The sequence below is a fragment of the Sphaerospermopsis kisseleviana CS-549 genome, from assembly GCF_028329225.1.
Lineage (GTDB): Bacteria > Cyanobacteriota > Cyanobacteriia > Cyanobacteriales > Nostocaceae > Sphaerospermopsis > Sphaerospermopsis kisseleviana.
The window spans coordinates 1-24,809 of the sequence record NZ_JAQMTI010000152.1 but is presented as its reverse complement, the minus strand read 5'-3'; the positions used below and the strand labels follow the sequence as shown (position 1 = coordinate 24,809).

Sequence of the window (24,809 nt, the reverse complement as noted above, 5' to 3'; positions counted from 1 at the left end):
TTGGATTTGGTTAAAGTTCCTGCATTATTGAAGGTAGCTGGATTTCCATTGTAGTTGTAGTAAAAATCAGCATCACTTTGGAGGTCAATAGTGCCAGTGCTGGTATTGTTCCAAATTGCGTTGTTAGTACCGTTCAAATAGCCAGTACCTGTCCAGATTGTTGTCCCTGATGTTTCTAGGGTAGTTCCATCTAGGGTTTGATAACCGCTCAGGTTTAATGTACCACTGACGGTCTTTTTACCTGTACCGCTTAATGTGCTTTCACTCCAGTTGAGTTGGTTGGAAATGGTTAAAGCACCTGTTCCTGTGAGGTTTCCTCCTGCTGTTAAATTCACAGGAGCAGACAAAGTAGAGGCAGCGCCAATATCCAGATTTCCCGAATTATTGACGAAAACTGCTCCTGAGTAGTTAAAAGCGGGAACAATTTTGACTGTAACATAACTAACAACAAAATTGCCAACTCCAGTAATGTTAGTGCCTGTATTGAAGTTGTAATCAGCATTACCAGTGATGTTTAATGTCGATCCTGCATCAATACTAAAACTACCAGTATTAGTTCCTCCTGAATACAGAGTTAATGTCCCAGCCTTAACTTGGACTGTACCTGTATTGTTGAAAAGTCCACTAATGGAAGATTCACCTGTAGTTGTACCGTTGGATTTAATTAGTGTTCCGGCATTATTGAAGGTGGATAGATTTCCATACCATTGATAAAAATCAGCATCATCTTGTAGGTCAATAGTGCCAGTGCTGGTATTGTTCCAAATTGCTCCGTCGCCAGTGTATAATGTTCCATTACCAGTCCAAATTGTTGTTCCTGTGGTTTCTAGGGTTGTTCCACCTAGTAGGTGACCGCCGCTCAGGTTTAATGTACCACTGACGGTCTTTTTCCCTGTACCGCTTAATGTGCCTCCTCCACTCCAGTTGAGTTTGTTAGAAATTGTTAAAGCACCTGTTCCTGTGATTGTTCCACTGGTTAAATTGACAGGAGCAGACCAAGTAGAAGCGGCATTAACTGTAACTGTTCCACTTTCAATGTTGAAGTTACCTGCACCAGTAATACTATTACCTGCATTGAAGTTGTAATCAGCAGTGATTTTTAATGTCGATCCTGCATCAATACTGAAACTACCAGTATTAGTTCCTCCACCATTCAGATTTAATGTTCCTGCCTTAACTTGGACTGTACCTGTGTTGTTGAAGAGTCCACTAATGTATGATTCACCTGTAGTTGTACCGTTGGATTTGATCAGAGTACCAGTATTATTGAAGGTGGTTTGATTACCAGTCCATTGATAAAAATCAGCATCACCTTGGAGGTCAATAGTGCCAGTGCTGGTATTGTTCCACATTGCAGCGTTGGCAGCATATAATGCTCCATTACCAGTCCAAACTGTTGTTCCTGTGGTTTCTAGGGTTGTTCCATCGAGAAAATATTGATCACCACTCAGGTTTAATGTACCACTGACGGTCTTTTTACCCGTACCGCTTAATGTGCCTCCACTCCAGTTGAGTTTGTTAGAAATGGTTAAAGCACCCGTGCCAGTAAGAGTGCCAGAAGTCAGATTTAAAACACCATTATTGCTAACGGTACTCGCGCCATTCAATGTTAAGGTATTACCATTGGTGAGATCGAGGGTTTGGATGCCCGTATTTGTACCGAGAGTTAAACCAGTCAGTGTTCTGTCGATATCTAAGAGAACATTGTAAGTTCCAGCGATGGTGATTTGAGCTATATCTGCCGAACCTGGTATAGTGCCTGGATTCCAGTTTGCAGCAACGTTCCAGTTACCATTAGTAGGGTTTTTCCATGAAATAGTAGCCATTAAGTAAATTCTCCTAAATGTTTAACAAAGTATTTTGGGTGTTTTTACTGTTAAAGTCAGGATGAGTGCTAAGTATTTTTACAGTATTGAAGGATTTGAGTAATCAGGTAAAATATTACTAACCCAAGTTGCTAGTTGAACCGTAAGCTTTTTTCAACCCCTTAAATACCCCTAAAAAAGGGGATTTTGATGAATTGACCGCTTTTATAAGCGGGTAAGGGGAATCTAATCGAGATATAAACCAGGATATTTAAGGCAGGATATTTGTAATGAGATTACATTATTATGTAGTAATAACCATTATAGCACAAGTTGGGATAAATTAATACTTTAAGAATAAAAATTTTAGCTATTCTGATCAACTATCTTATGGACGGTTTTAATAAATGGTTTTTATACAAGTTTATATACATACTAGTTGTCTATGAAGTGGCAATTAATTTTTTTAATACTTGCAAAGTACGCAAAGTACACAAGAGCAAATAGTTGATAGACCTGTCCGGTCATTACATAAGCGTTGTTTGAAACCCTTGTAGAGACAATTCATGAATTGTCCCTATATTCATTTTTACCAAATGTCTACCGTGTTGACTTTTTCTCCCGATCATACAGCACTTTCCGGTGTAATGAGGTACAGTATAGGCGGGCAAGACTTGTACTGAGCGGTTAGTGAGCTTGTACTGAGCCTGTCCTGAGCGGTGTCGAAGGGCGAAGTCGAAGTGCGGAGTCGAACTATGTCGAAGTATGCCCACCCCACAAGAGTTTTATTATTATGATTTGTACCTCATAGCAACGAAATCTGCTGTAACTGTTGCTGTATAGAAGTTTAATAGTAATATTAGTAACATTAAATTATTCTGTATTTAAAACTTACACAACACTAGATTAAAATAACCAAAACTATCATCATTAACTATAACTATGCTGTCAGTCAGAGATGCAGAAGCTACTATTTTAAATGCTGTGAAACCGTTAGATAACCAGCTAGATGTGGAATTTGTTGATTTATTAATGGCAAATAATCGCATTTTAGCAACTCCTGTGATCAGTTCCCTGGATTTTCCCCACTGGGATAACTCGGCAATGGATGGTTATGCTGTGCGTTATGCAGATGTGCAGCAAGCAAGGGCTGATAAACCCATTGTTTTGCAAGTGGTGGAAGAAATTCCTGCTGGATATGAACCACAGGTAACAATTAAACCAGGACAAGCTGCAAGAATTTTCACAGGTGCAATGATGCCTCCTGGTGCGGATACTGTAGTTATGCAGGAAAAAACCCACCGACAGGAAAACCGGGTTTTTGTGTTTATTGCGCCTCAACCCCAGGAGTTTGTGAGACGCAAGGGGGACTTTTATCAAGCTGGAAACGAAATTTTACCGGCTGGTATTCCTTTAACTGCGTCTGAAATTGCGGTTTTAGCTGCTGCTGGACGTGAACAAGTGAGTGTTTTCCGTCGTCCCCGTGTGGCTATTTTATCAGTTGGCGATGAGTTGGTGATGCCGGAACAATTGCTAAAACCTGGGCAAATAGTTGATTCTAATCAGTATGCTTTAGCTACTTTGATGCGGGAATTGGGGGCAGAAGTGTTACTGTTAGGAATTATTCAGGATGATCCGACAACTTTACAAGAAATTATAGATTATGCGATCGCCAATGCTGATATAGTCATTTCTACTGGTGGTGTATCTGTGGGCGATTATGATTACATATATAAAACTTTAGCTTCTTTGGGAGCAAAAATTCATTTTCGTTCTGTACAAATGCGTCCGGGAAAACCTCTAACTTTTGCAACTTTTGGTAATAAATTATATTTTGGTTTGCCGGGAAATCCTGTTTCAGCGTTGGTGACTTGTTGGCGGTTTGTAAAACCTGCAATTAAAAAAATGTCAGGACTGGCTAAAGGTTGGGAAAGTAAATTTGTGAAAGTTAAATCTTCATCAGAATTACAATCTAATGGCAAGATGGAAACCTATATTTTGGGTAAGTTACATCTGGTAAATGGTGTTTATCAATTTCAGAAATCTGAAGGTAATGATAGTTCTGGTAATTTAATTAATTTAGCTCAAACTAACGCTTTGGCTGTGTTACCAGTGGGTAAAACTTTTGTTTATCCAGGGGAGGAAGTTTTGGTTTTACATTTATAAATAGGAGGGAACAGAGAACAGAGTTTTTGACTTTTGACTTGATTTTTCCCTATCTTTGAGAGTCCAGATTTAATAATAGGCTCTGATTCATATACTATTTAGTGTAAGTCAGAGCCTGATAGATGACATTCTGATATTATAACTTTAACGTGGGACTGAGAATAAAGATAGATATTCCTAGATATTAATTCTTAGGACATGAACCATCTTTAGGTTCTTGAGTTATTACAGTAATGTCTTTGTAACCTGCTGCTGATAATATTCTTTCTACTATTTTTTTTGCGTTACTATTAGCAGCATCTATAATATCATTTCCGCAAGCTTCTAATTTAATTCTAGCAAGTGCATCTTTTTGTGCTTGATCTAGTAGTTCAATCTCAGCGTTAGGACCAAACCAGTTTTTGTGATGATCTAAAAGTTGAGATTTATCAGCTTCTAGAACTGTTTCGGTAATATAAGGAGGAGGTAAAGTAATTGTAATTTTCTGGTTGTTGATATCTACATCTGTTGCTTTCAATGCTTTCATATCTATACCAGCACGTATTGTACCTTGTCCTTCATAAATAACCTTAGTATCTCCAACATAGAATGAAAACAACCTTTGCTCTTTAGTTTCAACTAATGATGCTTTACTGGACATTTTTACAGTATTGAGTTCACTTGTTTCTTTTAATCCACCCAAAATAACATCTATCATTTTTGCACTCTCATTTGTTTTAACCCACGGCCAGCTAAAAAACAAGAATGCTGCTAGAATAAATGCTAAGATACCAAATAAAATCCATCTGTAAATGATTAATTTATCTGTAGTAGATTGTATGGTCTGTTTTAAGCCACTGAAAGAAGTCATTTTTATTACTCCTAAATCCACTTGTATTTATATCCATCTCTTATAGACTAACAGAGTACACAATTAAGTTCTACAGTAGTTATACTTATTTGTGCTAATTTTTACATTACATAATCTTGCTCTAAAAACAGTAAGTACCTTAAATAACACCGAAAGTTGGAATAGTTTTTTTAGCGTTCGCTTGACATTCAAGACAGTCGCTACATAATTTTCTGATTTCCTTTTTTTTTGAGCTTAACCGATATAATATTATTCAGTAATAACCTAGTTTAAGGAGTCAAGTATATGCAAAAAAAAAATTTACTCTCGAATACTGGTTAGATGATAGCTGGTATGTAGGAAAATTAAAAGAAATTCCGGGAGTATTTAGTCAGGGGGAATCATTAGAAGAGTTAGAAGAAAATATTAAAGATGCCTACCAGCTAATGTTAGAAGAAAGCTTAGAAAATCATCCCCAAGTGCAAACTAAAGAAATTTGGGTTGATGTGGCGTGAAACGAGGAAATTTTGTTAGAGAATTAGTTGATGCAGGGTGCTATTTAAAACGTCATGGTAAGAAACATGATATATATATTAACCCTATTAATGGAAAACAATCGCCTGTACCACGTCATCCAGAAATCAAAGAAAGTCTCTGTCGTTTAATCAAAAAACAGTTAGGAATTTAAATAGAGGATGGTTTTGAAAGTCTTTTTTTGAGGGCTAGGAGTCAGGAGATCAGAAGTCCCCAGTCCCCAGTCCCCAGCGATGCACTGAGCTTGTCGAAGTGTCCCCAGTCCCTAAGCTACTACTTTTTCCTTTTCTGGAACATAAGGTTTTTCTGCACCTTGGGCTAAATAAGCAGCTAATTGACTTTCAATTTGATCGCGGACAATTTGCCGATATTCCACAAAATGTTCAATGTGAGCGCAGGTAGAAACGTACTGTTCTATCACCTTGGGATTATGCTTGAGAATGCTAAAGAAGTGATGCCAGAATTTCCAGCGAGTTTCTCTTTTAAAACCTTGTCTCCAAATCACAATTAGCAGTGCTTTGATAACTACCCATTCTGGCGTTTTAGCTGGTGCTGTCCATTGGGGATAACCCAACATCAAGAAACAGCGATAGGTGCGATCTAAATAGGCTACAGGATCATATAAAGCACAAAAAGCTTCCACATATTCCCTAGCCAATTCTTCTAAAGGACGGGTAGGAATAAAGTTCATTAATGTGGTTTGATTGATATTTCCGTCTTTATTCTCCCGCAGTCTACCTTCTTTTTTCAAACGATGCCATAAAGCGGTATTTGGCAATGCTTGTAACATAGCAAAAGTGGTGGAAGGAATAGCAGCTTGTTCAGCAAATCTCACAATGCGATCGCCCGCACCGGCTTTTTCACCATCAAAGCCAATAATAAACCCTGCCATTGGTCGCAGTCCAGCTTTAATAATAGTTTGTACTGCGTCTGTTAAAGAACTGCGCGTATTTTGAAACTTCTTAGTTAACTGCAAACTATCCTCATCTGGGGTTTCAATGCCTAAAAATACGGCTTTAAAACCACAGTCAACCATCAACTCCATCATTTCTTGATCTTGTGCCAAATCAATGGAAGCTTCTGTGTCAAAATTGAATGGATATTGATGTTCAGCCATCCAAACTTTTAACTCTTTTAGCAACAATTTCACATTCCGTTTATTGCCAATAAAGTTATCATCCACCATGAACACACCACGCCGCCAACCCAACTCATAAAGATAATCTAATTCTGCTAAAAGTTGTGCTGGTGTTTTGGTTCTCGGTTTACGTCCATATAAAACAATGATGTCGCAAAATTCACATTGGAAAGGACAACCCCGCGAAAATTGCACAGACATCATATCATAGGCATTAAATTCTAATAAATCAAAGCGGGGAATGGGTGTAGTTGTCACATCTGGTTTTTCAGTGGCGCGGAAAACCCCAGATTTTTCACCTTTTTGCACCGCTTCCACAAACATCGGTAAAGTGATTTCCCCTTCATCTAAAATCAGGTAATCTGCCCCTGCTGCTTCCACTTCATGGGGTGTGGATGTGGGATAGGGACCACCTAAAGCTACCAACTTACCCCGACGTTTTGCTTCCCGGACTTGATCTAATAAATCTTGTTTTTGGACAATCATAGCCGAGAAAATGACTATATCTGCCCATGCCCATTCTTCTTCTGTTGCTGGGCGAATGTTACGATCTACTAGCTTAAACTCCCATTCTTGGGGTAGGATAGCTGCCACTGTGACTAAACCCAATGGTGGTAAGAGAACCTTTCTATCTACGAGTTGTAGGATTTTTTCATAAGACCAGAAGGTTTTGGGAAATATTGGATAAACTAGCAAGACACGCATAGTATCACCCCTCACGATTGATTTGTTATCTAACTGTAACTAAATTTAGGACTGATTGACGTTTTTACTCAATTTAGTTGCTGTGTGCAAAAATAGGTAAAGAATAAAGAATATTGATAGCTTAGTTGATTATGAAAGCAGACTTTGCGCCAATTTTTGAGCTAGGGTTGTCAGAAAAGCTACAACTTCTAGAAGATTTATGGGATGATATTGCAACTCAATCAGCAAATGTTCCTGTATTAGACTGGCAAAAAGACGAACTGGATCAAAGAAAAGTTCTCCATTTACAAGATCCGATTTTAGCTAGTTCTTGGGAATCAGTGAAAGCAAGAATCCGTGGTAACATAAGGTGCTAGTTCGGGAATTTGTCTGAATCAGGATGTCCAGGATTTAAGGATTTACAGGATGAAGACGGAATTTTAACAAAAATTGCGTATTATAACTTATACAAGCTTCGACGTGATAACTAGCAAATTGGGTTAAGATAATTTTTTATGGCTAGTGCATATTGGAAAAATATTAAATCTAAGTATAAGCTAGGTCAGTTTGTATAGATTTAAGTAAAATTTCATACACCCTTTGTGTTTTTTGTAGATTTAATAAATTAGTTATTTAGAAAGGAGAATTTCGTGAGATCAGTATTTGTAGGATACTTTAGACCAAAAGACGATGAGCTTTCCAAAATGTGGAATGAAGGAATTTTTGTTGTTGATGCCAATGTACTACTTAACTTGTATAGATATTCATCTGGCACTCGCAAAGAATTAGAGAAAGCTCTGGAAGCAGTCAAAGACCGTATATTTATTCCTCACCAAGCAGCAAAGGAATTTTTAAGAAATAGGCTGGATGTCACGGCAGGGCAAGCGAAGGAATACACAACCGCTATTAAGAGTATTAATGAATTATTAACAAAGCTTTCTAGTAAAGATAGGCATCCATTCCTGCCAGATGCTGAACTTCCTGAGTTTGAATCTTATTCTCAGAAATTAATATCAACCTTAGAATCTCAACAAAAATTACTATTTGATAAATTTTCTGAAGATGAAATTTTGGATTTTGTAGAAAATCTATTTTCGGGGAAAACAGGAAATCCCTATGAAGAATCAGTGTTAACGAAATTAGCTGTTGAGGGTGAAGAGCGTTATAAAAACAAAGTTCCTCCCGGATACATGGATTCTAACAAAGATGGATTAGGTGATCAATATAGAAAGTATGGTGATTTTCTGGTATGGAAGCAAATAATTGAATATTCAAAATCACAAAAGAAACCTGTAATATTTATTACAGATGATAAAAAAGAAGACTGGTGGCTTGAGCAGTCAGGAAGAACTATAGGACCAAGACCTGAACTAATTGAAGAATTTTATAAAGATACTAGCCAAAAATTCTGGATGTATTCAGTTGGTCGCTTTGTTCAAGAATCCGCAAAAGTTACAAATGAAGAGATTAGTGAGGAAGTGATTAGTGAGCTAATCAAAGTTAGTCAAGACTCTGTGCGAGGAGATGTTGAAGCCATCAGTCAAGATTCTTTATCTGATGACGTTGAAGTTAGAGTTTCTATTTCAGTTTCTCAAGAAACTATAAAAACTACCTCAAATAAACGTTCAGGGTTATTAATTGTAAATCTAAATAAGAATATACATTATGCTACAGGTACAGGTAAGTTCACTCCAATATTTAGGAGTATACCAAGTCTTACGGTTGAACTTATAAACTGTCCTTATGAAGACAAATCTATAGTAAAATTCAGTTATGGATGTGGAACAGTGAAAAATTTTAATGTTCATTTGAAAGCCACACATGGAGAACTTGAAGCTGGTGATTATGTTTTTAAGTATGAAGCAGTTGAGGAAGAATAGGTACATATTTTGAATACAAAAAAATCAAGTTGTATTTTAGAGTTACATTCTCAGAACTTAAGAAAAATCCCTCTCAAACTCTCTTCCCTTCGTGTCCTTCGCTGCTTCGTGGTTCATTCCTCCTTAACCTCTGCCATTTTTACTTATTTCCACAGTCAAGCGATACCTAATAAGAGGAAAGCAAATGCACATAGCAAAGTCATGGGAGAGATAAAATCAGATAAACTAGAGAAAAGCAATACCCATTTATTTTTCTTGATTTAAGGGTTTCAATATATGACAAAACGTGAACAACTAATCCAAGAACTCGAAAAAACTCCTGATGACATTGTACAACTTTTACTAGATTATTTACATCGTGTGAAAGCTACACGAAAAGATCATCCTCTTGCTAAATTTACAGGAATTTTAAGCGATGCAGAAGCAGCAGAGATAAAACAGTCAATTGCTCAATGTCGGCGGGTAAATGCAAATGAGTGGTAAAATTGCTCTGGATACCAAGGAGAGCAATATAAATCTATTATCGTGTTTGATATTAGGAGTTAATAATGCTGAATCAATGAGATCGCATTACTATTAATCCTCACATTTGTTTAGGACAACCAACAATTAGAGGAATGCGTATTACTGTAGCTTTTATTCTCAAATTACTAGCCAGCAAACTTTCAATTGAGGAAATTTTAGCAGCTTATCCAGAATTAGAGGAAGAAGATATTAGACAAACTCTCAACTATGCAGCTTGGACAGTTTCAGATAAAATGACCAGCATTCCTTCAGCATGAATAACCTACGTTTTATTGCTGATGTTCATATTTCCCCTCTTACAGTAGCATCGCATCCCATGTGATAAAATATTTAATATCGAAAAGAATCTCAAAATATGACCATTCACCAACCCCGCTATAGTAAAGAAGAATTTGCCCAAATCGGTGAGCAAATCTACGAAATGCAAATACGCCCAAAAATAGAAGCAGGTAATCAAGGAAAAATTGTAGCTATTGATATTGAAACGGGAGATTTTGAAATTGATGCGAGTGAAATAGCAGCTTGCGATCGCCTAGAATTTCGTCACCCTGATGCACAAATTTGGATAGTTCGCATTGGTTCTCGTTATGTGCGTCGCTTTGGTGGACGGAATAAAATATCTATATGATTACAGGAATTGTAAACGACGATTTAGATGCAATTATACCACTGATAATTTTTGGGTCAGATAGTAAAATCTCTAGACAAAATGCAGTTATAGATACAGGTTTTAATGGTTGGCTTTCATTACCACAGGATTTAATTAATCAGTTAAATTTAAGATGGAAAAGGCGAGGACGCGCAATTCTCGGTGATGGTAGTGAATGCGTTTTTAATGTTTACGAAGCAGTTATAATTTGGGATGGAGTTCCTATCAAAATTCCCATTGATGAAGCAGATTCAGAACCTCTGGTGGGAATGTCATTGATGCAAGGATATCAACTGATAATTCAAGTTTTTGAAGGCGGTAGTGTAGAATTACGGAAAATAAATACAGTCTAAAGTCTATGAATATTAACCTAAAACCTATTCTCACTCGCCTAAAAACAGAACTCACTGATCTGTATGGCGATCGCCTACAAAACCTCACCCTCTATGGTTCTCAAGCGCGTGGTGATGCAGAACCCGGATCAGATATAGATGTGTTGGTAGTGCTGAAACCTCCCGTTAACCCAGGTGAAGAAATTAAACGCACAGGAAAGGCGATCGCTCTCCTCTTTTTTAGCATTAGCGGTTCTATAGGTTAGCTTCAGAATTGAAATTATACCTGAATAAAAACAAGTCTTAATTTTTAAGCATCGACTATCGCCCACATCCACTCCTCTTCCTTAGCGCCTTTGCTCCTTAGCGCCTTTGCGCGAAACAAAACTCTTCTCTTCTTCCTTTGCTTCCTTCTTACCTTCGTGGTTCATTACCTTAAAAATAGGAAAAGAACAAAAATCACCAAACATCTACATCATGAACTTCCGCGAAGAATTTAAACTCCTCCTCCGCGCCCGCTACCCCCTCATTTACATCCCCACCCACGAAGAAGAACGGGTAGAAACTGCTATCCGTGAAGAAGCGACAAACCAAGGAAACCGCCCCGTTTATACCTGGGATTTTGTGGACGGATATCAAGGCAACCCCAACGATACCGGCTTTGGCAAACGCAACCCCCTGCAAGCATTAGAATTTATTGAAAAATTACCCCCTTCCGCCCCAGCAGTGCTAATTCTCCGGGATTATCACCGCTTTTTAGAAGATGTGGCGATCGCTCGCAAACTTCGCAACTTAGCCCGAATCCTGAAATCTCAACCGAAAAATATTGTTTTATTATCCCCACGCATTGCTATTCCCGACGATTTAACCGAAGTTTTAACCGTGGTGGAATTTCCCTTACCCGCAGCACCAGAAATAAAAACCGAGGTAGAACGCCTATTACAAGCCACTGGTAACGCACTTTCCGGTAAATTTATTGATGACTTGGTGCGTTCCTGTCAAGGGTTATCAATGGAACGGATACGCCGAGTTTTAGCCAGGGCGATCGCATCCCACGGAGAACTACAACCAGAAGACGTTGATTTAGTTTTGGAGGAAAAACGCCAAACTATCCGCCAAACCCAAATCCTGGACTTTTACCCCGCCACTGAGCAAATATCTGATATTGGGGGACTGGATAATCTCAAAGATTGGTTAATTCGTCGGGGTGGTTCATTCACAGAACGAGCGCGACAGTACGGATTACCGCATCCCCGTGGTTTAATGTTGGTGGGGATTCAAGGAACTGGTAAATCTTTAACAGCTAAGGCGATCGCCCATCATTGGCATTTACCTTTATTACGCTTGGATGTGGGGCGCTTATTTGGTGGTTTAGTCGGTGAATCAGAATCTCGCACCCGGCAAATGATTCAAGTTGCGGAAGCCCTTGCACCCTGTGTATTGTGGATTGATGAAATTGACAAAGCCTTTTCTGGTTTAGGTAGTAAAGGTGATGCAGGAACAACTAGCCGGGTATTTGGGACATTTATCACTTGGTTAGCAGAAAAAACTTCACCCGTGTTTGTCGTTTCCACCGCTAACGATATTCAAGCTTTACCCCCAGAAATGCTGCGGAAAGGGCGATTTGATGAAATTTTCTTTGTCGGTTTACCCACCCAAGAAGAAAGAAAAGCCATTTTTACTGTACACTTATCCCGCTTGCGTCCCCATAACCTCAAAAGCTATGACATTGATCGGTTAGCTTACGAAACTCCCGATTTTTCCGGTGCAGAAATTGAACAAACGTTAATTGAAGCGATGCACATTGGTTTTAGCCAAAATCGTGATTTCACAACTGATGATATTTTAGAAGCGGCTAGTCAAATTATCCCTTTGGCGCGAACTGCGGTAGAACAGATCCAAAAACTGCAAGAATGGGCAGCAGCAGGGAGAGCGCGTTTGGCTTCTAAGCATAATGCTTTAAGCGATCGCATTCAACGTCAAATGTAATAATATTTTGCTGGGGACTGGGGATACAATTTTGGATTTTGGATTTTGGATTTTGGATTTTGGATTGTATTTCATGAATCCAATCTAAAATCTAAAATCTAAAATCTAAAATTCTCCTGACTCCTGACTCCTGACTCCTGACTAAAAAATATGAAAATAATTTCTGGATTTTTTAAACTTATACTTGGTTTTGTATTAGCGATCGCAGTTTTATTAGGTAGCGGACTGACAATAGCTCTCTATTTTGTTAATCGTACCGCCATTCCTCCCGAAAAACCCATGTTTGCTAATGATAGTCCCAAACCCAAAGCGAACAAACCAAAAGTCACACCAGTAAAAGCTACTACCACACCTAAACCTAGTCCTACTAGCAGTCCTAAACCTAGTCCTAGTCCTACTCCTACTCCCACTGAATCACCTGATACCTTACCACCAGGAGCTTATCAAGCTATTGTAACTTGGCCGCAAGGTTTGAGTATGCGAGATAAACCAGCCTCAGATGCACAAAGTATTGGTGGTGTTGGTGGTAATCAAAAAGTCATCATCTTAGAAGAAAGCGCGGATAAAAATTGGCAAAAAATTCGCATTGCAGGTACTGATCAAGAAGGTTGGGTGAAAGCTGGTAATACTAAACAAGTTGAAGAATAATTCTTGATCTTTAGGGAACAGGGAGTTCACTTTCAATTTGATCATGATTAAATTGACAATGATAAATGTGAACCTTGCTGATTTTTATTTACTTCAATCCGGGCTTGAAATGCTTCTTTGAGGTGAGGAATGTGTGTGACAGTGAGAATACAAGCAAAATCAGCAGCGATCGCATTTATGGCCGCAATCAGGCGATCGCACCCTTCTGTATCCTGTGTACCAAATCCTTCATCTATAATCAACAACTGCAACGCCGCACCCGCACGCTGGGCTAATAATTTTGCTAATGCTAAACGAATCGCAAAATTAATTCTAAATGCTTCTCCACCCGAATAAGTTTCATAAGCTCGTGTACCCCGCGCATCAGCAATTAAAATATCTAAGGTATCTATCAACTTGGCATTTTTCCGCGTTGACTTACCACTTCTTCCCGCTTTCTGAGTAACAAATTGTACGTGCAGTTGATTGGCACTCAACCGCGCCAGGAGTAGATTTGTCTCAGCTTCTAGTTGGGGTAACAGATTTTCAATCATCAAAGCTTGGATACCATTTTTACCAAATGCTTGCGCTAATTCTTGATATACCCGTTGTTGCTGTTTACAATCTTGTAATTGCTCTTGTTCTTGCTCATATTGATTTTGCAACAGTTCTAACTGATGTACTTGTTGTTCTAAACGCCCCAAATAAGCGATTTTTTCATCCATTTCTCGGCGAAAAATGGCTATTTTCTGTTCTAAATCATGAATTTGCTCAACAGGATTCTCACTAGCTTTTAATTGCTCTACAATACTATCCATTTCAATGGCAAGTTTTTGTTTATCTGCGGTTCTGCTATTATAAGCGTTTGTTAAATCCTCCAATCTTTTCTGTAGTTGGGGATATTCTTGTTGAGCAGATAAAAACTGCTGATAGGGTAACTGCCAAGATTGAAACTCTTTAACACCTTTACGAATATTACTATGTTGCTCAGAACTGTAAGCAATTTCTGTAATTTGGGTTTCTAGTGCTAATATTCCTCTTGCTATCTCTGAATTTGTTTGTTCTGATGCTATTTGCGCCTTCAATTCCTCAATCATAGCTTGTAGCTCTGGTTTTCTCGCTGCTATTTGAGCTTGTTTTTTCTTGGCATCTTTAATCTGGACTTGTTTAATTTCTGCCCATCGTAAGTTTTCTACTACACTTCTAGCTAAAGCATGATCTTGTTCATTGTAATTTAGTTGTTTGATATATTCATCTAACTCTTGAATTTCTGCCTGTTTATCAGGTGCATAATCACCTTCTAAAACCCTATGTAACTTTTCTTTTTCTGTTAAAACCTGTTTTAGTTGCGTTTGCAGTTCAGCCGACGCTTGTAACTGGGCTGCTAATTTCCCCTTTTTTTCCCTTAAAGCGTCATAATTTGCTACTTGCTGCGATATTTCTCGATATTCCTGCCTTAATACTTGAATTTCTCGGTCAGAAACTGCCATCTGTTCCCGCAGTACCCAAAATTGCCCTTGAGTATCTTCATATTCTATTTGGGTTTTTTGTATTACTCGATGCCAGTGATTTTCATCTAAAGGATGTTCACACAAGGGACACAAAGCATTAGGATTTTGAAGAAGTTGTATTTTTTGTTCCAAGTCTCCTAGTAATTTTTCGTAGTCTTTTTGATGAGCTTGTAAACGTTCTATAAAATGGCGACGTTCATGGCCTTTGTCCTGTACCCTTTGCAAATAAACTCGCTTCTTCTCCAATTCTTCAATTTGTAAATCTACTTCTATCACATCTTGTTGTAACTGAGATTGTTTGCGAATTTTAGATTCAATTTGATTTTCTGTAACTTGTAACTGTTCTAAACTTGCTAATAATCTACTATGGATACGTTCTAATTCAGTTTGTAAATTTGCTCTTTGTTCTAATAAAGGTTTGACTTGTATTTGCAAATTTTCTAAAGAGTTAAGATGCTCACGTGCAGCAGATAATTGAGATAAAGCTGTTTCAATTTCTCCAGACTTTTTCAAAATTGGTTTGATTTCTTGTTGTTCTTTTTCTAAATTATTTAATTCAGCCTCTGCTGCTTGTATTTTGCGTTCAATAGATTGAATTTGTTTATCCAGTTGTTGTTGTTGTTGTTGTTTTAAAGTAATAGCGCGGGTATGTTGTTCAAACTTAATAGCAAAAACTTCTTCTTGAGATTGTAAAATTTGAAATTGAGAGTATCCAGCTTGAATTTGGTCGGATTGATGTAAAATAGATTCTAAAGCAGCCAATTGGGATTTGACAGCTAACTTGTCTTGATCTAGGCGATCGCAATCTTCACTAAGATTTTGATATTGCTGTCTGACAAAACTCAGTTTTTCCTCTAAATTTTGGCGTTGACTTTGAATAACTTTCAAACTTTGTAATTGAATATTATCAGCAGCTTGCTGTTGTTGCAGATGATTGAGTTGAACTTCTAACTCTGCTTTTTCTGCTGTAGTTGCTTCTCGTTTTTGAAGTTGAGATTTAATATTATCCAAAGAACGTTCTAACTCTTCCGCCCGTCCTTTATACTGTTTAGAATTATCCTTAGCCTTTTCTGCCAAAAGATCATATTGATTAAGTTTTAATAATTCCGCTAGAATTTCCTTCCGTTCCGTGGGACGCTTGAGCATGAACTCATCCGCCCGACCTTGACGCAGGTAAGCAGAATTAATAAAAGTCTCATAATCAAGCTTGATATGTTGTAAAATCACATCTTGGGTTGCTCGCATCCCCTTACCAGTCAGAGGACGAAAACCAGCGGGAGTTTCAATTTGAAATTCCAAAACGCTAGTTGCACCCCGGACACGAGTACGAATCACCCGATATTTTTGTAAATTATTGTAGAAAGTAAAATCTACTCTGACTTCTTTTGCGCCAGAATAAATCACATCATCTTCAACAGTAGCACGACTTTCACCCCAAATAGCCCAAGTAATAGCTTCCAGAAGAGAAGATTTACCCGCACCATTAGAACCACAAATACAAGCCGTATGCAACCCGCCAAAATCTAAAGTTGCATCACGGTAACTCAGGAAGTTTTTTAGGATCAGTTGAACTGGAATCATTGAGGCTATAGTGCCATATCTACAATTTCTATTATTAACAGTACAGATGCACCTTGTGTGAGTTTACAGCAATTTTCAGGTAAATAAACCACATTTTGATTTAGGTTTCTGATTTAGGTTTCGCGTCAACAATGTAGGGGCGTTCGCGAAGCGTGCTGGAAGCATCAGCATTCGGATGATAGTCTTAGGTAAAAACCGATAATTAATTGTCCGAATGCTTCGCCTTTACTGTGGTCTAAAGACATGAAAACTGCTGTCACCATATAGATATTAGCTTTCTAGTCTGGAAAACATCTGATTACAAAAATTTATAACTAACTAGGGAATAGGGAATAGGGAACGGGGAAAAGCCACCGCTCTTGATAACTTTTGTAACTTGTACATCAGTGCTATAAATCATCTATCAGATTCAGGATTCACCATATTCATAATCTTATCCTGAGATTCTAATTGCTTATGTCAAATTAAAGATGTAAAAAATGTTTTTTTGGTTTTAAATGTTGAATATTGCTCAAATTTGTTACATTAAACCCACAGCAACAAAATATCTGTTGTCGTCATAATTCATGTAGGAGTGAATGTAAATACTATGTTTCTACGTAAACATTTTATTTGTGTACCAAGTCTAGCCACCCTGACAGTTTTAGGTAGCAGCGTTTGTGCAACTGCTCAGACAACCCATCCAGAGGCCGCTGTCATCTCTAATCACCAGGAAAGCACAGAACTTAACACCACTGTGTCTAAAATACAGCAATTTCCCAACGCCGCTACTCTAAAAACGGCTAATCGGACAATTATACCCATTCCAGGGACAGTAGCGACCTCATCAACAATCTTGACTGCGGAAAATACAGAACCTACATCCCAACCATCTGCGACTCAAGTAGCACAGCCGAAAGAAATAGCACAAGCAGATATTGATTTAGGAAGACCTACCCGTGGTGGTAGTAGCTATGTTGGCGTTGCTGGCAATATTGGGTTAAGTGGCGGATCTTCAACCTTGGGCGATGGTAATTTTACAGTCATCAGCAAAGTTGGTTTCACCAGGACTCTATCAGTTAGACCATCGGCAATTTTAGGAGATGATACTGTATTTCTCGTTCCCCTAACTTATGATTTTTCCTTCCAGCCCATAGGAGATCCATTTAGTGAACCTTTACCTATAGCTCCTTATGTGGGAGTTGGTGCAGCTATTAAAACTGGTAACAACTCGGAAACTGCTGTCATGGTGACAGGTGGAGTTGATATACCTCTAAATAATAGATTCACTGCCACAGCCGCTATCAATGCAGGATTTTTTAATCAAACTGATGTCGGTTTATTAGTTGGTGTTGGGTACAACTTTGGTGGATTCTAAGTAGGTTAACTACCCAGATCCTCAACTTCTTTAAAAAGTCGGGGATCTATCCAGTATCCAGTATATTAACGTTTTATTTCTTGCAAGGCAGCAATAAAAACATCAATTTTTGAACGCGTATTATAAAAATATAAACATTATTATCTATAAAAAATTATCTATAAAAAGTAAATTAATACTTATTTCTAGAGATAGAGTTAATGCAAAAAAACAGAGTTTACCGTGAAAGAATCAGGAATTTTACAAAAATAAGTTACTTCCAAATACAAAAAGATATAAATATTTCATTTCTTGTGGTGCGGGCATCCTGCCCGCTAATTATACAGGTTATACAGGGCAGACAGGATGCCTACCCCACAACATGAGATACTTGATTAAATAGGAATAATTATGGTTGGACGTATAGTTAAAAACTTCAGCTTTAAGGAAATCAAAAAAACAGACGACGGTGCATTATCTATTGGTCAATTTACTAATGTTCCTGATATTAACCCACCACAACCACCTGGCAATATTGCTAATTGGTTTTTAGGTACACGGGCGGAAAATGGAACAGAATTTAAACAACTTATTGCCCAAGCTGTAGATCATATTATAGATTATCGGCAAAGTTATTTACCAGGTGATCCAGAAACAATTACTCAGGATGTTAAAGCTTCTCTGGAATATCAAGCAGGAATGCAAGCTTTAAGGGATGCCTACAATCAATTGTTACAGCATTTGCGAGAATATGGTACGCCATTTTTTAGTATGCGTTATCAAGGTCATATTCTTTGGGATACCACCATACCAGGAATGCTTGGTTATTTTGCCGCAATGCTGCATAATTCCAATAATGCCACCATTCAAGCTTCTACTGCTACCACTTTATTAGAATTACAGGTAGGGCGTGATTTATGTGCAATGATTGGTTTTCCTGAAACCGATAAAATTGAACCTTGGTGTCATATTACTGCTGATGGTTCTATTGCTATTAATGAGGCGACTTGGGCAACAAGAGAATTAAAATTCTTTCCTTTTGCTGCGAAAAAAGCTTTACAAAAACAACCAGTATTAGCTAAAGCTAAAGCATTAGAAATTAAAATTGCTGATGGTAGTCAACCAAAATTATTAGAAGCTACTTCTTGGCAATTATTTAATATTTGCATGGATGATATTTTGGCTTTACCACAGCGAATTTGGGAATTATGCGGTGAAAGTGAAAATATCAAAGATGTTTATGATGTTTGGGATTTAATTATTCCTTATAATCTTAATGTTCGGGGCTGGTTGGAAATGACTCATTCTTGTTTTGAGGATGTGGGGGAAATAAAAATGATTGCCCCATCCTCTAAACATTATGCTTGGCCAAAAGCAGCAGCAGTTAATGGTATTGGCACAGATAATTTAATTGATATTTTTGTTGATGCTGATGCCAGATTAGATTTAGGAAGGTTAAATCAAACTTTAAATCAATGTTTAGAAAATCGCCATCCAATATTGTTAACTTTAGCAGTTTTAGGCAGTACAGAAGAAAGTGCAGTTGATCCCATAGATGAGATTTTAGAATTAAGAGAAACCTACAGGAAAAAGGGTTTAGAGTTTAATATTCACGTTGATGCTGCTTGGGGTGGTTATCAAATTTCTACTATTCGCCGTGATTATAGTTTTGAGGAACAAAAATCACCTTTATTTATTGATGATTATAGTCAAGTAATGTTTAATGAACACACTATCAGGCAGTTTAAACACCTTCGAGATTGTGATTCTGTTACTATAGATCCTCACAAATCTGGGTATATTCAATATCCTGCTGGTGGTTCACTTTATCGTCATAGTTTATTAAAACATTTGACAACTTTTACCGGGACTTATATTGGCGGTTCTAAATCTATTCGTCCTCTAGAACCATCGGTAGGAATTTACGGTTTAGAAGGTTCAAAACCAGGAGCAGCAGCAGCTTCTGTTTTTCTTTCTCATCAACTAATTCGTCCTTCTGTAAGTGGCTACGGTAAGATTATTAATCAAGCGATTTTTAATAGTAAGTTGTTTTATTTGCGGTTACTTTTTATGGCCGCAGAAACAGATAATTTTATTGTTGTTCCATTACCACGTTTACCTATTGATCGCAGTGATATTAGTGATTATATTAATGGTGAACATGAGCATTATATAGCCCATTTGCGTCAACATCTCCAGGGAAAAAATCAAAGTCAAATACTTGCAGATCCGGAAGCTATGGCATTATTGCGGGAAGTTGGACCGGATCAAAATATTCTCAGTTACGCCTTTAATTTCAAACATTGCGATCATCGTCTGAATGATAACGCTGATTTATTTAATGAGTTGAATAATCAAATTTATGATCGTTTTCACATTCATTACTACCAAAGTGGTGAAGCTGAAAATATTCACAAATACCAATTCATGCTAACTAGAACTATTTTTAGATTGGCAGATTATGGTGAGACATTTATTAATAATTATGCTCAACGTTTGGGACTAGCAACCACTCCAGAGGAAATGTCAATTTTGCGATCAGCAGTGATGGATCCTTATTTAAGTGATTTACCCAATGGGGGATCATTTTTTGATGAAATTATTGAACTGATTCGCCAAAATGTAACTGAAATTATTGAACAAAATTTTCGTTAATTGAAAATCAATACAGGATTTTATAAAATAAATACAGCAGTTTCTAGGTAGATGAGGTACATCATTAGGAAGAAATTTGCTGTAATTTAATTTTGGCAAATAAATTGTTTTTGGTAGTAGTAAGCTGTTACACAGCTAAATTGTATAATCCTAATATTCTGAACTCTTGTAGAACAAGCCTCTTGCCTGTTCCACTTATACAAATTCAATGCACAACAGCTTACCAGGAAAAATGTTTACTGAGGACTAACTTTGTCTATCACCTTTATTTTACCCTCATCTCCTACTGTCCAAACATCATAAACACCAACTACATCACCGTTAGCATCAACATCTACATTACCGCTTGCACCTTGGTAGTTGATTTTTTGCCCTTCTTTCAGTAGTTTCAGTCCTTCACAGACATCACTAACTTCTGTTCCTTCACCAGCAGCAACTTCTCGAAGTTTACCAGCAATACCGACACCTGTATTTTCTTTAGCAGCTTGGGCTGATAATACCAACAAAGCTGCTGCATCCCAAGCTTGAGGTGCATATTCTCCTGGTGTTCCGCCTTTTTTCTCTTGCCACAATTTCTTAAAGGCTGCTAATGCTTTACCATCAGAACCAGGAACAGTACCAATAGCCCCAGTTAACAGATATTTGCCATCAGGACCTTTACCTACTTGTTCCGGGAAAGCATCTGATTTTACTCCGTCAGTCAGCATGATCTGTACTCCCTTAGCTACACCTTGCTGGTAAGCAGCTTTGAGGAATAAACTACCTGTTTCGGCATACATGACTGCTAATACCGCATCTGGTTTACCTGCAAAAGCAGCAGCAGCTTCAGTATCAAAGGTTTGGGCTTTGGGATCGTAACGAACTGGTTTATCTTTATTAACTATTGTTCCACCTAATTTTTCAAAAGTTTCTACAAATGCTTTTTCAAAACCTACACCATAGTCGTTGTTGATGACGACGGTAGAAACTCGTTGAAAACCTTTTTTCTTAGCAAGTTGGGCTAAAGCTAATGCTTGGTAAGTATCTGGGGGAGCAGTCCGCGCCCAAAATCCTTGAAAATCGCCTTTTTGCGCTTTTTCGGTAAATACGGGACTGGTGCTACCAGGGGAAATTAACATGACTTTGTTAGGGGTAGCAACGGAAATGGCAGCGGTAGAAACACTACTAGCAAATGAACCCACGACACCAGCAACTTTATCTACTGTTGCTAGTTTGGTCATACCTGCTGCACCAGCTTTAGGATCTGTTTGATCGTCTACTTCTATTAATGTGACTGGTTCTCCGTTCACACCACCGCAAGCGTTGACGGTTTCTACCAGTAGGGGAACTGAACCAACCATTTGTTGACCGATGGAAGCTAAGTCACCTGTTGTTGGTAATAAACTACCAATTTTCAAACCTTTAGCACTGCTGGTTGTTGTGGTAGTGCTGGCTTCTGGGGTAGTTGTAGTTCCGTTTGTGCCTGTATTATTTGTTGTAGTGGTATTTTCACAAGCAGCCATGAACAAACTACTGGCTATAGTTACTAAACTCAAGGCTAGGGAAACACTCAATTTTGGCATATCTTCCTTTCACTCCTCTATGTTGAGGAGCTTGAAAATCAATTATTAAACTAACTGATTAGTTTAGCTGGTTAATGGCTCAAACTCCACAAGCTAAATATTAACATTAAGTTTTGGAAATCTAGGAATGAGTCTTTATTATCAAGGAATTGCCTTGAATTCTTTTCCGCAACTAGAGTTTCTATAATTTGTAAACGGAGAGGGAGGGATTCGAACCCTCGGATGGACCTTACGATTCCATCAACAGATTAGCAATCTGCCGCTTTCGACCACTCAGCCACCTCTCCAGAGGTAACACTATACTATATTAGCAGTGGTTTTTTGGTTCGTCAAGAGATATTTTGTGATTTGTCAGGGAACAGGGGACTGGGGACTGGTGACTGGGGACTGGGGAAGAAAATTTTAGATTTTAGATTTTAGATTTTAGATTGGAGATCACAAAAACAATCCAAAATCCAAAATCCAAAATAAAAAACTCCTGCCTTCTGCCTCCTGCCCCCTGCCTCCTTCTATAGCACTTGCGATCGCATCCAAGCAACTGGTAAGGTGCGTAATTTTTGCCACTGGGGAACATAAGCACGTTGACTGAAAACTTCATAATCATTGCGCTCAATTACATCTAAAATCTGTCCATAGAGCATAGATGCTGCCCACACTGGCCAACGGGCATCCGGGTCAAGATAAGTAATTCCCTTATCGGCTTTAGTATAAAATTCCCTAGCTCGTTCAATTTGAAACCGCATTAGGGAACGCCAACGTTCATCTAATACACCTTGGAAAAGTTCTTCTTCGCTATAGTTGAATTTAGCCAAGTCTTCTAGGGGAAGATAAATTCTGCCCCGACGTGCATCTTCGCCCACATCACGAAGAATGTTAGTTAGTTGGTTGGCGATACCCAAGGCGATCGCTTCATCTATGGGTAAATAGGGTTTTTGATTTCGATGCCAAGGGGCGGTATAAATGCTGGTATCTACACCCATAATTGTGGTTGACATCAAGCCCACAGTGCCAGCAACGCGGTAGCAATAGAGATACAAATCCTCAAAGGTTTCATAGCGACTGCGGTATAAATCCATGCGCTGACCCGCAATCATATCCCGAAAGGGTTGAATATCCAAAGGGAAATGTTGCAGGGTATCTACTAAAGCGACATCGTAATTATCTAATGGGTGTCCAGCAAAAATTGAGTCCAGCTGCTTTTCCCATAGTTCTAAAGTTTCTGGGGTGGTTCTAGCAGCAGCAGGACCATCGACTAATTCATCTGTACGGCGACACCAAGCGTATATTGCCCAAACAGATTGACGCTTTGCCGGACTCATCAGCAATGTACCCAGGTAAAAGGTTTTGGCGTACTTGGCTGTGAGTTCTTGGCAAAGTTTGTAGGACTCGTCTACAGAGACCAGCGTTTTCATGCGCGGGGGTGAATCAGGCAGTTGCAGCATTCGTTGCGGGCGGTCGAGTTAGCGTTTGCAGGTTGGAAGTATTGGCTACCGATGGCGCTTGAGAGATCGCCTGTGCTGTTAGCTTACCAGAAAGCACTGCACCTTCCATACTGCCTAAATAGCGTTGCATGGTATAACTTCCGCTTAAAAAGAAGTTGGCTATAGGGGTTTTTTGGTCTGGGCGGTACTGTTGACGACCAGGGGTAGCTGTGTAAACTGAACGGGGCGTTTTGACGACATGAGACTTCAGCAGTTTTGCTGGGTTGTCTCCTGTAAAGTGGTCAGGGAAGAGTTTTTCCAACTCGGCCATAGTAGCGGAGATGATTTCCTCGTCAGATTTGCTAATCCAGTCTTTGGCAGGTGCGAGAACTAATTCCAGCATTGACCGATCCGGGTTAGCATATTCCCGACAGGTGTTACTCATATCAGCATAAACGCTGAGGAGGGGCGATCGCGAAAATAATAGATGATCAATATCTGTTAATTTCCGATCAAACCACAAATGCAGGTTAATTACTGGTACACCTTCTAAACCGTCTAATTTCTGGAAAAATTCCATTTTTTTCCAAGGTTCTGGCAACATCACTTTTAATGGGTCAACCGACATGGCTGAAACGTAAAAGTCTGCTGTTACTATTTCATCTGGTTTTCCATCTAAACCCCGCAGCAAGAAACCTTTAACTGTACCATCGGAGTTCAGCAAAATCTCTTTTAGGGGCGCATTGAGTCTGACTTCTCCACCCCGTTTGGTAATGTAATCTACGATGGGTTGGCAAAGTCTTTCTGTGGGTGAACCATCCAAAAAGGCAATTTTTGATCCGTACCGTTCTTGTAAAAACCGATTGAGGGCGGTTAATAAAATTGTAGAGGAAACTTCTTCAGGGTTGATAAAAGTTAAGGCTTTGGAAGCAGCAATAAATACATCACTAGCGACTCTTTCACCTATACCTTGTCTTTTTAACCATTCAGCGAAGCTGTATTTGTCCATGTCCTCTACATACTGTTGACCCCGCACGATGGCAGGAAACAAACCAATGGCAAAACGGATCTTTTGTTCCCAGGTCAACATATCATTGTTCCGCATAATGGAAGCAATGATGTTAAATGGTGAGGGAATGTCAGGAACATCAAAACGGGAGAGAGTTCCTGGTTTATCTGGTTGGTTAAAAATCAGGGTATGCTGTTTCCACTGGAGTCGGTCTTCAATACCTAACTCTTTGAGTAGTTGTAACATATTGGGATATGCCCCAAAGAAGGCGTGTAAACCGGTTTCGTACCAGTCACCATCAGAGTCTTTCCACGCTGCTACTAAACCACCGAGTACATCCCTCCGTTCTAAAACAATGGGGGTGTAACCCTCATCTACTAGATATTTAGCGCAGGAAAGTCCTGCTAAACCAGCGCCGGCAATAGCTACTCGCATTTAAACCTACTGTTTTCAATATTTCTTAATAGTTTTGTCGTTTTCATTATACTTTGCATTCTGTTACATTTGGCATGGCTTTGGGAAATTGGTGACTGGTGACTGGTGACTGGTGACTGGGGACTGGGGACTGGTGACTGG

At 38.7% G+C, this 24,809-nt stretch carries 20 protein-coding genes and 1 tRNA gene; 13 read left to right on the top strand and 8 right to left on the bottom strand.

Annotated elements, in window-relative coordinates:
- Positions 1–1,826, bottom strand: a 1,826-nt coding sequence (locus PN497_RS12895; RefSeq protein ID WP_272110333.1) for a beta strand repeat-containing protein, incomplete at its 3' end; no start/stop codon positions are given.
- 921 nt (positions 1,827–2,747) lie between these two features.
- On the opposite strand from PN497_RS12895, the gene PN497_RS12890 reads away from it, so the two are divergent.
- Complete coding sequence (locus PN497_RS12890) at positions 2,748–3,971, top strand: molybdopterin molybdotransferase MoeA (RefSeq protein WP_096572411.1); 1,224 nt, start codon at positions 2,748–2,750, stop codon at positions 3,969–3,971.
- 184 nt (positions 3,972–4,155) lie between these two features.
- On the opposite strand, the gene PN497_RS12885 is transcribed toward PN497_RS12890, so the two are convergent.
- Positions 4,156–4,821 (bottom strand): DUF4230 domain-containing protein, encoded by a 666-nt coding sequence (locus tag PN497_RS12885; protein WP_096572412.1) that lies wholly within the window; start codon positions 4,819–4,821, stop codon positions 4,156–4,158.
- 490 nt (positions 4,822–5,311) lie between these two features.
- Between PN497_RS12885 and PN497_RS12880 the strand changes: the two genes are divergently transcribed.
- Complete coding sequence (locus tag PN497_RS12880) at positions 5,312–5,488, top strand: type II toxin-antitoxin system HicA family toxin (RefSeq protein ID WP_096572413.1); 177 nt, start codon at positions 5,312–5,314, stop codon at positions 5,486–5,488.
- A 111-nt stretch (positions 5,489–5,599) separates the two neighbouring features.
- Here the strand turns inward: PN497_RS12880 and PN497_RS12875 are convergent, their stop codons facing one another.
- Positions 5,600–7,177, bottom strand: a complete 1,578-nt coding sequence (locus PN497_RS12875; RefSeq protein WP_096572414.1) for a B12-binding domain-containing radical SAM protein — start codon at positions 7,175–7,177, stop codon at positions 5,600–5,602.
- Positions 7,178–7,308: 131 nt separating this feature from the next.
- Here PN497_RS12875 and PN497_RS12870 point away from each other — a divergent pair, with 131 nt between their 5' ends.
- The 9 genes from PN497_RS12870 (at position 7,309) to PN497_RS12830 (ending at position 13,179) form a co-directional block, all read left to right on the top strand.
- Positions 7,309–7,533 carry an addiction module protein gene (locus tag PN497_RS12870; RefSeq protein ID WP_096572415.1) on the top strand — a complete coding sequence of 75 codons (225 nt, stop codon included), beginning with the start codon at positions 7,309–7,311 and terminating at the stop codon, positions 7,531–7,533.
- Between the two features lie 273 nt (positions 7,534–7,806).
- A complete protein-coding gene (locus tag PN497_RS12865; RefSeq protein ID WP_272110331.1) occupies positions 7,807–9,036 on the top strand; it encodes a PIN domain-containing protein in 1,230 nt (409 codons plus the stop codon).
- Between the two features lie 276 nt (positions 9,037–9,312).
- Positions 9,313–9,519 (top strand): hypothetical protein, encoded by a 207-nt coding sequence (locus PN497_RS12860; RefSeq protein WP_096572417.1) that lies wholly within the window; start codon positions 9,313–9,315, stop codon positions 9,517–9,519.
- Positions 9,520–9,605: 86 nt separating this feature from the next.
- Entirely contained in the window at positions 9,606–9,818 is a 213-nt protein-coding gene (locus PN497_RS12855; RefSeq protein WP_272110335.1) for a DUF433 domain-containing protein, read from the top strand.
- A gap of 98 nt (positions 9,819–9,916) precedes the next feature.
- Positions 9,917–10,189 (top strand): hypothetical protein, encoded by a 273-nt coding sequence (locus PN497_RS12850; RefSeq protein ID WP_096572418.1) that lies wholly within the window; start codon positions 9,917–9,919, stop codon positions 10,187–10,189.
- Entirely contained in the window at positions 10,186–10,563 is a 378-nt protein-coding gene (locus PN497_RS12845) for a clan AA aspartic protease (protein ID WP_096572419.1), read from the top strand. The genes PN497_RS12850 and PN497_RS12845 overlap by 4 nt, the downstream gene beginning before the upstream one ends.
- A gap of 5 nt (positions 10,564–10,568) precedes the next feature.
- Positions 10,569–10,808, top strand: a complete 240-nt coding sequence (locus tag PN497_RS12840; protein ID WP_272110330.1) for a nucleotidyltransferase domain-containing protein — start codon at positions 10,569–10,571, stop codon at positions 10,806–10,808.
- A gap of 211 nt (positions 10,809–11,019) precedes the next feature.
- Positions 11,020–12,531 carry an AAA family ATPase gene (locus PN497_RS12835; protein WP_096572420.1) on the top strand — a complete coding sequence of 504 codons (1,512 nt, stop codon included), beginning with the start codon at positions 11,020–11,022 and terminating at the stop codon, positions 12,529–12,531.
- 156 nt (positions 12,532–12,687) lie between these two features.
- On the top strand, positions 12,688–13,179 hold the full coding sequence (locus PN497_RS12830) for an SH3 domain-containing protein (RefSeq protein WP_096572896.1): 492 nt from the start codon (positions 12,688–12,690) through the stop codon (positions 13,177–13,179).
- Between the two features lie 47 nt (positions 13,180–13,226).
- Here PN497_RS12830 and sbcC read toward each other — a convergent pair whose 3' ends face one another.
- Positions 13,227–16,250: an exonuclease subunit SbcC gene (gene sbcC / locus PN497_RS12825; RefSeq protein ID WP_096572421.1), complete on the bottom strand. Its 3,024-nt coding sequence runs from the start codon at positions 16,248–16,250 to the stop codon at positions 13,227–13,229.
- A 589-nt stretch (positions 16,251–16,839) separates the two neighbouring features.
- Here sbcC and PN497_RS12820 point away from each other — a divergent pair.
- Positions 16,840–17,607 carry a hypothetical protein gene (locus PN497_RS12820; protein ID WP_096572422.1) on the top strand — a complete coding sequence of 256 codons (768 nt, stop codon included), beginning with the start codon at positions 16,840–16,842 and terminating at the stop codon, positions 17,605–17,607.
- 390 nt (positions 17,608–17,997) lie between these two features.
- Positions 17,998–20,241: a pyridoxal phosphate-dependent decarboxylase family protein gene (locus PN497_RS12815; protein ID WP_096572423.1), complete on the top strand. Its 2,244-nt coding sequence runs from the start codon at positions 17,998–18,000 to the stop codon at positions 20,239–20,241.
- A 236-nt stretch (positions 20,242–20,477) separates the two neighbouring features.
- Here the strand turns inward: PN497_RS12815 and PN497_RS12810 are convergent, their stop codons facing one another.
- The 4 genes from PN497_RS12810 to pds all read right to left on the bottom strand — a co-directional run bounded on the left by PN497_RS12810 (position 20,478) and on the right by pds (position 24,668).
- Complete coding sequence (locus PN497_RS12810) at positions 20,478–21,803, bottom strand: ABC transporter substrate-binding protein (protein WP_096572424.1); 1,326 nt, start codon at positions 21,801–21,803, stop codon at positions 20,478–20,480.
- Between the two features lie 195 nt (positions 21,804–21,998).
- Positions 21,999–22,090: transfer RNA gene (locus tag PN497_RS12805), tRNA-Ser, on the bottom strand.
- A 222-nt stretch (positions 22,091–22,312) separates the two neighbouring features.
- On the bottom strand, positions 22,313–23,245 hold the full coding sequence (gene crtB, locus PN497_RS12800; protein WP_096572425.1) for a 15-cis-phytoene synthase CrtB: 933 nt from the start codon (positions 23,243–23,245) through the stop codon (positions 22,313–22,315).
- Positions 23,229–24,668, bottom strand: a complete 1,440-nt coding sequence (pds, locus tag PN497_RS12795) for a 15-cis-phytoene desaturase (protein WP_096572426.1) — start codon at positions 24,666–24,668, stop codon at positions 23,229–23,231. The genes crtB and pds overlap by 17 nt, the downstream gene beginning before the upstream one ends.
- Positions 24,669–24,809: the final 141 nt, after the last annotated feature.